This is a genomic window from Immundisolibacter sp., assembly GCF_028696615.1.
Taxonomy (GTDB): Bacteria; Pseudomonadota; Gammaproteobacteria; order Immundisolibacterales; family Immundisolibacteraceae; genus Immundisolibacter.
Genome location: NZ_JAQVGQ010000097.1, coordinates 1 through 9,165, shown reverse-complemented (window position 1 = coordinate 9,165; position 9,165 = coordinate 1). Strand labels below are relative to the sequence as shown.

General features: G+C 69.5%; 9 protein-coding genes. 2 read left to right on the top strand and 7 right to left on the bottom strand.

Annotation, left to right across the window (positions count from 1 at the left end):
* Nucleotides 1–227: 227 nt before the first annotated feature.
* The 4 genes from topA to PHC73_RS07890 form a co-directional block, all read right to left on the bottom strand.
* Entirely contained in the window at nt 228–2,528 is a 2,301-nt protein-coding gene (topA, locus tag PHC73_RS07905; protein ID WP_300126500.1) for a type I DNA topoisomerase, read from the bottom strand.
* A gap of 75 nt (nt 2,529–2,603) precedes the next feature.
* Entirely contained in the window at nt 2,604–3,089 is a 486-nt protein-coding gene (locus PHC73_RS07900; protein ID WP_300126498.1) for a DUF494 family protein, read from the bottom strand.
* A gap of 8 nt (nt 3,090–3,097) precedes the next feature.
* On the bottom strand, nt 3,098–4,153 hold the full coding sequence (gene dprA, locus PHC73_RS07895; RefSeq protein WP_300126497.1) for a DNA-processing protein DprA: 1,056 nt from the start codon (nt 4,151–4,153) through the stop codon (nt 3,098–3,100).
* A gap of 47 nt (nt 4,154–4,200) precedes the next feature.
* Nucleotides 4,201–5,226 carry a LysM peptidoglycan-binding domain-containing protein gene (locus PHC73_RS07890; protein WP_300126496.1) on the bottom strand — a complete coding sequence of 342 codons (1,026 nt, stop codon included), beginning with the start codon at nt 5,224–5,226 and terminating at the stop codon, nt 4,201–4,203.
* 146 nt (nt 5,227–5,372) lie between these two features.
* Between PHC73_RS07890 and def the strand changes: the two genes are divergently transcribed.
* Together def and fmt are read left to right on the top strand one after the other, a co-directional pair.
* Nucleotides 5,373–5,882 (top strand): peptide deformylase, encoded by a 510-nt coding sequence (gene def, locus PHC73_RS07885; protein ID WP_300126494.1) that lies wholly within the window; start codon nt 5,373–5,375, stop codon nt 5,880–5,882.
* Nucleotides 5,879–6,817, top strand: coding sequence for a methionyl-tRNA formyltransferase (fmt, locus tag PHC73_RS07880; RefSeq protein ID WP_366949833.1), 939 nt, complete (start codon nt 5,879–5,881; stop codon nt 6,815–6,817). Before def ends, fmt begins: the two co-directional genes overlap by 4 nt.
* A gap of 9 nt (nt 6,818–6,826) precedes the next feature.
* Here the strand turns inward: fmt and accC are convergent, their stop codons facing one another.
* The 3 genes from accC to aroQ are packed head-to-tail and all read right to left on the bottom strand — an operon-like array spanning nt 6,827 to nt 9,117.
* Nucleotides 6,827–8,170 carry an acetyl-CoA carboxylase biotin carboxylase subunit gene (gene accC / locus PHC73_RS07875; RefSeq protein WP_300126490.1) on the bottom strand — a complete coding sequence of 448 codons (1,344 nt, stop codon included), beginning with the start codon at nt 8,168–8,170 and terminating at the stop codon, nt 6,827–6,829.
* A gap of 11 nt (nt 8,171–8,181) precedes the next feature.
* Nucleotides 8,182–8,625: an acetyl-CoA carboxylase biotin carboxyl carrier protein gene (gene accB / locus PHC73_RS07870; protein WP_300126488.1), complete on the bottom strand. Its 444-nt coding sequence runs from the start codon at nt 8,623–8,625 to the stop codon at nt 8,182–8,184.
* Between the two features lie 51 nt (nt 8,626–8,676).
* Nucleotides 8,677–9,117 carry a type II 3-dehydroquinate dehydratase gene (gene aroQ, locus PHC73_RS07865; RefSeq protein WP_300126486.1) on the bottom strand — a complete coding sequence of 147 codons (441 nt, stop codon included), beginning with the start codon at nt 9,115–9,117 and terminating at the stop codon, nt 8,677–8,679.
* Nucleotides 9,118–9,165: the final 48 nt, after the last annotated feature.

The window sequence follows — 9,165 nt, the reverse complement described above, 5'->3', positions numbered from 1 at the left end:
AGCCCAACGGCGTGAATTCATCGAGGCCAATGCGCTGGCGGTTGCCAACCTCGACGTCTGACCGGTTTTGGATGGCAGCAAGCCCCAAGAAAGCCCGACCGGCCGGGCCGAGACATCGATCGAGCGTGCAAGTTCCGGATTGATGGAGCGCCGCGCCGCGTAGGCGTCTTGCAGCGCCGTCTTGCGGCTGGACGCCGACCGACTCAGCGTGTCCGGGTGGCTGCCGGTCAGCCGGCCGCTTCGGCGAGCTCGGGCGCTGGCTCCCGGTAGCCGCAGGTCTTGACCGGGCACAGCTTTTCCACGCCGCGTCGCTTGGTGGTTTTGATGGTCATGATCGCGTGGCCGCATTTCGGGCACGGCTCGGCTATGGGTGGATCCCACACCGCATACTTGCAGTCCGGATACCGGCTGCATGAGTAAAACAGCTTGCCGTAGCGGGACTTGCGCTCCATGAGTGTGCCCTGCTTGCATTCCGGGCAGGCCACGCCGGTATCTTTGGGCTTGTTCAGCGGCTCGACGTACTTGCAGGTCGGGTAGTTCACGCAGCCGATGAACCGCCCGTAGCGGCCGCGCTTATAGGCGAGGTCGCCGCCACACTCCGGGCACTTGCGATCGAGCAGCTCCGGCGCGGGCTCGGGTTCGCTGCCGTCGGACTTGATGTCGCGCGTGTACTTGCACTCGGGATAGCCGGTGCAGCCGATGAAGTTGCCGCGCTTGCCCAGGCGAATGGCCAGCGGTTTACCGCACTCGGGGCAGGCCTCGTCGAGCAGCTGGGTAGTGACGTCGCGCCGCGCGACCGACGTCTCGGTCTGCTCCACCCGCTCATGGAACGGTTTCCAGAAGCGCTCGAGCACCGGAATCCACTCGGCCTCGCCGCGCGAGACGGCATCGAGCTCGTCCTCCAGGCGGGCGGTGAAGTCGTAGTCGACGTACTGGGTGAAAAACTCGGTCAAAAAGCGGCTGACCACGCGCCCGACGTCGGTCGGCCGAAAACGCTTGCCGTCCAATACCACGTATTCGCGCTGCTGCAGCGTGGTGATGATGCTGGCGTAAGTCGACGGCCGACCGATGCCGAACTCCTCCAGTGCCTTGATCAGGCTGGCCTCGTTGTAGCGCGGCGGCGGTTCGGTGAAGTGCTGATTGGCCTTAAGCTCACGCAGCGCGACCAGCTCGCCCTGCTCGAGGGCCGGCAGGCTCGACTCGGCCTCCTCGCCTTCCTCGCGGTTGTCGTAGACGGCGAGAAAGCCGGGTTCCCGCACGGTGGAGCCGGTCGCCCGCAGCAGCGTTTTCGGGTTCTGCGGCGGGCACAGGTCCACGGCCACCGTGTCGATCTGCGCCGGGTTCATCTGGCAGGCGACCGCGCGGTTCCAGATCAGCGTATACAGCTTGAGTTGTTCTGCACTCAGATGCCCGCGCAGGGACTCCGGCGTGCGCGCGGCCGAGCTCGGGCGAATCGCCTCGTGCGCCTCTTGGGCGTTTTTGCTTTTGGTTTTGAATACGTTAGGCGACTTGGGCAGCGCGCCGGCGCCGAAGCGCTCGTCGATCACCTGCCGAATCTCGGCCACGGCCTCCTGCGCCAGGCTGGTCGAGTCGGTGCGCATGTAGGTAATGAGACCGACCGGCCCGGCACCGATGTCGATGCCCTCGTACAGCTGCTGAGCGATGCGCATGGTGCGCTGGGCGGTGAAGCCGAAGCGCTTGGACGCCTCCTGCTGCAGGGTGGAGGTGATGAACGGCGGTGCCGGGTTGCGCTTGCGCGACCGGCGGGTGATGGCCGCCACCTTCAGCTGGCCGTCGGCCTGGGCAGCGATGGTGTCGCGCACCTGATGCGCGCGTTCGGCATCGACGATGCTGAACTGTTCGATCTTGTCGCCTTCGAACTGCGTCAGGCGCGCCGGGAAGCTGACCTTGCCCTTGCCGGCGATGGCGTCGAGCGTCCAGTACTCGCGCGGCACGAAGGCTTCGATTTCCTCTTCGCGCTCGACGATCAGCCGCAGTGCCGGACTTTGCACGCGACCGGCCGACAGCCCGCGGCGGATTTTTTTCCACAGCAGCGGCGAGATGTTGAAACCGACCAGATAATCGAGCGCCCGCCGCGCCTGCTGCGCGTTGACCAAGTCCATCGAGATGGCGCCGGGATGCTCGACCGCCTCCTGGATGGCGCGCTGGGTGATTTCATGGAACACCACCCGCTGTACCGGCTTGCCGTCGATTGCCTTGCGTTCGCGCAGCAGCTCGGCCAGGTGCCAGGCGATGGCCTCGCCTTCGCGGTCCGGGTCGGTGGCCAGCAGCAGACGCTCGGCGCCGCGCACCGCCTTGGCGATGGCCTCCACGTGCCGCTGGTTGCGCTCGATGCCCTCGTAGCGCATGGCGAACTGCTGCTCGGGCAGCACCGCGCCTTCCTTGGCCACCAGGTCGCGCACGTGGCCGTAGGAGGCCAGCACCTCGTAGCCTGGGCCGAGGTATTTCTTGATGGTCTTGGCCTTGGCGGGTGATTCGACGACGACGACGGTTTTCGATTGGCTCATGATGGGCGCAGCGGCGGCCCCGTGACGGTGGGGCGGTATTCGAGTGCGGGCGGCGACACGCCCTTGGCCTGAAGATTATTGCAGCCGTCGCGGCGAATCGGGCTGCGCCAGCTCTTCCATGTAAGCGTACAGGTGCGCCGTATCGGGCCGGTTATAGGTCACCATCAGGGTGACCCACTTGATGGCGTCGAGGTCGATCTCGTCCAGGTCCAGCGCCATGGCTCGATCGATGATGCGGTCCAGCGAGGGCCGGTCGACCACCGGATTCTGACCGAGCAGAATCAGGAAGCCACGCGCCTCGAGCGTCAGCCGGCGCGTCTCTTCTGCCGAGAACAGGCGCAGCGCGGCGTCGCTCCAGGCCAGGCAGTCGGTACTGGCGGCGGTCTCGGGGTCCTGCGCCAGGCTCTCCAGCCAATCAAAGGCGTGGTCGATTTCGCCTTCTTCGAAGCCCATGTTGGCCAGTTGTCCGGCCAGGTCGTCCCGGTCGTCGTCGTCCATGGTGCCGTCCTCGCCGTAGTTATCCAGCAGGAACATCAACACGTCGAGAACGGATTCCTTCATCGATACCCTCAGCGCGCCGGGGGTGGGCCGTGATGGCGGCCGAACAGCCCGCCAGGCAGGGCCGTCACCAGGCCATCCATTTGCAGCGTCAAGAGCATGGTGGAAACTTCTGCCACCGTCAATCCGGTGCGCGCCACCAGTACGTCGACGCTGACCGGGCTGTCCCCCAGGCAGGCCAGCACCGGGTTGCCGTGCGCCTCGCCAGGGTGGGCGCCGGGCGCCGTTGCCGGGACGCGGGCGCCGGGCAGCGGTGGCAGTTCATCGAGGATGTCCGACACCGTCTCGACCAGTTTGGCGCCGCTGCGGATCAGCGCGTGGCAGCCGCGCGCCAGCGGGTTGTGGATGCCGCCCGGGATGGCGAACACCTCGCGCCCTTGCTCGGCGGCCAAATGTGCGGTGATCAGGGAACCGCTGTGGATGCCTGCCTCGACCACGAGCACGCCGAGTGACAGGCCGCTGATGATGCGGTTGCGGCGCGGAAAGTTGAACCCGCGTGGCGGCGTGCCGACCGGCTGTTCGCTGACCAGCGCGCCGTGGCGCCGGATGTCGCCGGCCAAGTCGGCGTGCTGGCGGGGGTAGATGCGGTCCGGCCCGGTGCCGAGTACGGCCACCGTGAGCCCGCCGCCGGACAGGGCGCCGCGGTGGGCGGCGCCGTCCACGCCCTCGGCAAGGCCGCTGGTGATCACAAGACCACAGGCGGCCAGCGATGCCGCCATGGCAAACGCCGTCTCGCGCCCGACCGGTGAGGCGTTGCGACTGCCGACGATGGCCAGTTGCGGTGCGCCGAGCGCCGCAACGTCGCCTTCGACCAGCAGCACTAGCGGCGGGTCCGCGATCTGCGCCAGCCGCGGCGGGTAGCCGGGCAGGTCCAGGAGCAGCGCCTGGCGGTCGGCGCCGCCCTGCAGCCAGGCCAGATCGGCGCGCGGGGGATGCTCGCCCGCGGCGAGAATGCCGTCCACCAACGCGGTTCGCCCCCCAAGGCACTCGCGCAGCGCGCTGCGTCCGGCGCCGAGCACGCGCGCGGGGCTGCCGAACGCAGCCAGCAGGCGGCGCCAGGCGACCACTCCAAGCCCCGGCACGCGCGCCAGGGCGAGTCCGGCGGCGGTTGGCGTCAGGGCGGCACGACCTCGTCGAACACGTGCATGGGCCGCGTGGCGGTCATCACCAGGGCGTAGCTCACGCGGTCGAACACGCGAAACACCATCACCGTGCCGGCCGGCTCGGTGGGTGGCTGCAGGCGCCGGCGGGCGACCGGGTCGCTGATGGGCGCCGGCACCTGCCGCACCTCCAGCACGTGTCCGGGTTCCAGGCCGTCGCGATGGCCGCGGCTGAGCACCACCACGCTGTAGCGGCCGATCTGCGATACGCCATCGACCACGCTGATGATGCGCCCGCGCACTGCGCTATCCGGGGCGTGTGGCACGTATGCGGCCTTCAGCGGCCGGTCGTCGGTCGGAATCAGTACATCGCCGGCCAGCACTTCGCGCCGCGCCTCGGCGATGGCCAGCGTGGCCGGATCGCCGGCCCGCTGCACCGTCGCGCGGCCGATGTACAGCGCGTTGTAACCCAGGGTCTCGCCGCTGTCGGGGTCGCGGTAGGCGTCGCCGATGCGGAAGATGTCCACCGAGCCGCCGGCGTCCTGCCCGAGCTGGCGACCGTAGACCCGGTCACCGTTGCCACCGGCCAGGTGCTCGTCGGCGGCCGAGGCCACGTAGGCGAAGTCGCCAGCGCGCGGGCTGTGCAGCACCACCGCCTCCTCCAGGAACGGCCGCACGTATTCCAAGGGGATGGGCGGCACCGCGTTGTCGAGGGGGGTGGCGCGGACTTGTGGCGACAGCCGGCCCGGGCCGCCGCCCTGGCCATCGCGTACCAGGCGCGGGCCGTCGGCGGTCATCACCAGTCGCAAGCGGTCACCGGGATAAATGAGATTGGGATCGGCGATCTGCGGGTTGACGCCCCACAACTCGGGCCAGCGCCAGGGCTTGTCCAGGAAGCGGCCGGCAATGTCCCACAAGGTGTCGCCACGCTGCACCACATAGACATCCGGGTGATCCGGACGCAGTTCCAGTTGCTCGGCACCGGCCAGCAGTGGCCACACCGCCAGCAGGGCGAACAGGGAGCGGCATAGTCTGGTCATGGGCGAGTTCCGACCGGTATGATGGGTGCGCGCCCGAGCCGTGATCGGGCCGCCTGGCAGGCTGTTGATCGGCCCGTGGGCGGCCTCCTTGAGGCACCTGCCCGAGGCCGGCGCAGTGTAGCCCAGATGCCCGTCGCTCCAATTCCATGGCCCTGCTGCAAATCCTCACCTATCCCGACCCGCGCCTGCGCGAGAAGGCACAGCCGGTAGACGCCGTCGACGCGCAGCTGCGCCAGTTCATCGACGACATGGCGCAGACCATGTACGCCGCCAAGGGCATCGGCCTGGCCGCCACCCAGGTCGGCGTGGCCAAGCGCGTGGTGGTGATCGACCTCAGCGCCGAGCGCGACCGGTTGCAGGTGTTGATCAACCCCAGGATCGTCGCCCGCGACGGCGTGCAGGTATGCGAGGAAGGCTGCCTGTCGGTGCCCGACGTGTTCGAGGAGGTCGAGCGGGCCGAGCGGGTCACGGTGAGCTACCTCGACCGCGACGGGCAGGCGCAGCAAATGGACGCCGACGGCCTGCTCGCCGTGTGCGTGCAGCACGAGATCGATCACCTCGACGGCAAGCTGTTCGTGGACTATCTGTCGCGCCTGAAGCAGGACCGCCTGCGCAAGAAGGCCGGCAAGCGTCAGCGCGAAGAGACCCGCGTCTGAACATCGTGTTTGCCGGCACGGCGCCGTTCGCCGTGCCGAGCCTGAAGGCTTTGCTGGCGGCCGGGCACCGCGTGGTGGCCGTGTACACGCAGCCGGATCGGCCGGCCGGGCGTGGGCGCAAGCTGGCCGCCTCGGCGGTCAAGCAGGCGGCGCTAGAGGCCGGCATCGAAGTCCGCCAGCCGCCGAGGCTGCGCACCCCTGAGGCGGCGTCGCAACTGGCCGCACTGGCGCCCGATCTGCTGGTGGTGGTGGCCTACGGCCTCATCCTGCCGCCGGCCATTCTCGCCGTGCCGCGCCTGGGCGCGCTCAACGTGCACGGCTCGCTGCTGCCGCGCTGGCGCGGCGCCGCGCCGATCGAGCGCGCGCTGCTGGCCGGCGATGCCGAAACCGGCGTGTGCATCATGCAGATGGACGCCGGGCTCGATACCGGGCCGGTGTTTCTGGCGCGCCGGGAACCGATCCGCCCGGACGATACCGCCGGCAGCCTGCGCGAGCGGCTCGCCGCACTCGGCGCGCAGGCGCTGTGCGAGGTGGTGGCCGATCTCGAACGCGGCACTGCGGTGGCGCGGCCGCAGCCGGCCGAAGGCGCTTGCTATGCGGCCAAGATCGACAAGCGCGAGGCGCAGCTCGACTGGGCGCAGCCGGCCGCGGTCCTCGAGCGGGCGGTGCGGGCGTTCAATCCCGCGCCGCTCGCCTGGACGCTGTGGCGCGGCCAGCGCCTGCGCGTCGGCGGCGCGTGCGTGCTGGCCGGCCGCGGCGCGCCGGGGCAGGTGCTGGCCGCCGGTGCGCCAGGCGTCGAGGTGGCCTGCGGCGAGGGCAGCCTGCTGCTGACCGCGCTGCAGGCCGAGGGCGGGCGCATGCTCAGCGCTCGGGAATTCCTCGCCGGGCGGCGCATCGAGCCCGGCGAGTTGCTGGAACTGCCGCCGCCCGGCTGAAGGCTCCCGTCAACCGTTCGCCAGCAGCCTTTCCAGATAGTGGATGCTGACGCCGCCGCGGCGAAAATCGCCTTCTTCCACCAACCGCAGGTGCAGCGGCGTGTTGGTCTTGATGCCATCCACGATCAGCTCCTGCAGCGCCGTGCGCACGCGGGCGAGCGCGATGTCGCGATCGGCACCGTGCGCGATCAGCTTGCCGACCATCGAGTCGTAGTACGGCGGCACCACGTAGCCGTCGTACAGGTGCGAGTCGAAGCGGATGCCCGGCCCGCCCGGCGCATGGAACTGCGTCACCCGTCCCGGTGAGGGCGCGAAAGTGGCGGGATCCTCGGCGTTGATGCGGCACTCGATGGCATGCCCGCGCCAGGCGATGTCTTCCTGTCGGTAACTGAGGCCGAGTCCGGCCGCGATGCGCAGCTGCTCGCGCACCAGATCGACGCCGGTCACCGCCTCGGTCACCGGGTGCTCCACCTGGATGCGCGTGTTCATCTCGATGAAATAGAACTCGCCGTTTTCGTACAGGAACTCGAACGTCCCCGCGCCGCGGTAGCGAATCTGGCGGCACACCTTCGCGCACAGCTCGCCCATGCGAAGGCGCTGCTCGGGCGTGATGCCGGGCGCCGGGGCTTCCTCGATCACCTTCTGGTGGCGGCGCTGGATGGAGCAGTCGCGCTCGCCCAAGTGAATGGCCTGCCCCTCGCCGTCGCCGAGCACCTGGAACTCGATGTGGCGCGGCTGGGCGAGGTATTTCTCCATGTAGACGACGTCGTTGCCGAACGCGGCGCCGGCCTCGCGGCGGGTGGTGGCGATGGCGCCGCCGAGCGCCGCCTCGGTGTGCACCACGCGCATGCCGCGCCCGCCGCCGCCGCCGGCCGCCTTGATCAGCACCGGGTAGCCGATGCTGGCCGCGATGCGCTGGTTCTCGGCCTCGTCGTCGCCGAGCGGCCCGCCCGAGCCCGGCACCGTCGGCACGCCGAGCTCCTTCATCAGCGCGATCGCCTCGAGCTTGTCGCCCATGCGGCGGATGGTGTCCGCGCGCGGGCCGATGAACACGAAGCCGCTGCGCTCCACGCTTTCGGCGAACTGCGCGTTCTCGGACAGAAAGCCGTAACCGGGGTGGATGGCCTCGGCGTCGGTGACCTCGGCGGCGGCGATGATGGCCGGGATGTTGAGGTAGCTCTTGGCGGGTTCCGGCGGGCCGATGCAGACCGATTCGTCCGCCAGGCGCACATGGATCAGGTCGCGGTCGGCGGTGGAGTGCACCGCCACCGTGCCGATGCCCAGCTCCCGGCAGGCGCGCAGCACGCGCAGCGCAATCTCGCCGCGGTTGGCGATCACCACTTTGGAGAACATGCGCCGGCCCGTCAGGCGATGATCATCAGCGGCTGGCCGAACTCCACCGGCTGGCCGTCCTCGACCAGGATGGCGGCCACCACGCCGGCCTTGTCGGCCTCGATCTGGTTCATCAGCTTCATGGCCTCGATGATGCAGACCACGTCACCCGCGGACACGGTTTTGCCCACCTCGACGAACGGCGGACTGTCCGGCGAGGGCGCGCGGTAGAAGGTGCCGACCATCGGCGCGGTCAGCACGTGCCCGGCGGGCAGGGCAGGCGTCGGCGCGGCGGCGGGTGCGGCGGATACCGCCGGGGCGACCGGTGCGGCGGCCGGCGCGGCCACCGGCGCCATCACCACGCCGGCCGGCGCCTTGCTCAGGCGGATCGATTCCTCGCCCTCGCGCACCTCGAGCTCGTTGATGCCGGATTGCTCCACCAGCTCCATGAGCTTCTTGATCTTGCGGATGTCCATGGGTGTCCTTGATGGTGAGATTCGGGGCGCCGCTGCGTCCGGCGCATGGCCTCAAGCGCCCAGCCGGCGCAGCGCCGCGGTCAGCGCCAGCTCGTAGCCGAGCGCGCCAAGACCCGTGATGGTGCCGACCGCCAGATCGGAAAAATACGAATGCCGACGAAACGGCTCGCGCGCCGCGACGTTCGACAAATGCACTTCGATGAACGGCAACGCCACGGCCGCCAGCGCGTCACGCAGCGCCACGCTGGTGTGCGTGTAGCCGCCGGGGTTGATGACGATGAAGCCGACGCCGTCCGCCGGCGCGGCCTGCACCCAGTCGATCAGTTGGTGCTCGGCGTTGCTCTGCCGGCAGACGATGTCGTGCCCGGCGGCGGTGACCTGCGCTGCGGCGCGGGCGTCGATGTCCGCCAGTGTGTCGTGGCCATAGATGGACGGCTCGCGGCGCCCCAGCAGGTTCAGGTTCGGGCCGTGCAACAACAGGATCTTGGCCATGCGGGGCTTGGACTGGGTGAAAACAGCGCGGATTCTTGGCCATCGGCC

Bases quoted from the DNA above. Each gene is read 5' to 3' on its own strand.
- topA (WP_300126500.1), bottom strand. From the start codon at position 2,528: ATGAGCCAATCGAAAACCGTCGTCGTCGTCGAATCACCCGCCAAGGCC.
- PHC73_RS07900 (WP_300126498.1), bottom strand. From the start codon at position 3,089: ATGAAGGAATCCGTTCTCGACGTGTTGATGTTCCTGCTGGATAACTAC.
- PHC73_RS07890 (WP_300126496.1), bottom strand. From the start codon at position 5,226: ATGACCAGACTATGCCGCTCCCTGTTCGCCCTGCTGGCGGTGTGGCCA.
- def (WP_300126494.1), top strand. From the start codon at position 5,373: ATGGCCCTGCTGCAAATCCTCACCTATCCCGACCCGCGCCTGCGCGAG.
- accC (WP_300126490.1), bottom strand. From the start codon at position 8,170: ATGTTCTCCAAAGTGGTGATCGCCAACCGCGGCGAGATTGCGCTGCGC.
- accB (WP_300126488.1), bottom strand. From the start codon at position 8,625: ATGGACATCCGCAAGATCAAGAAGCTCATGGAGCTGGTGGAGCAATCC.
- aroQ (WP_300126486.1), bottom strand. From the start codon at position 9,117: ATGGCCAAGATCCTGTTGTTGCACGGCCCGAACCTGAACCTGCTGGGG.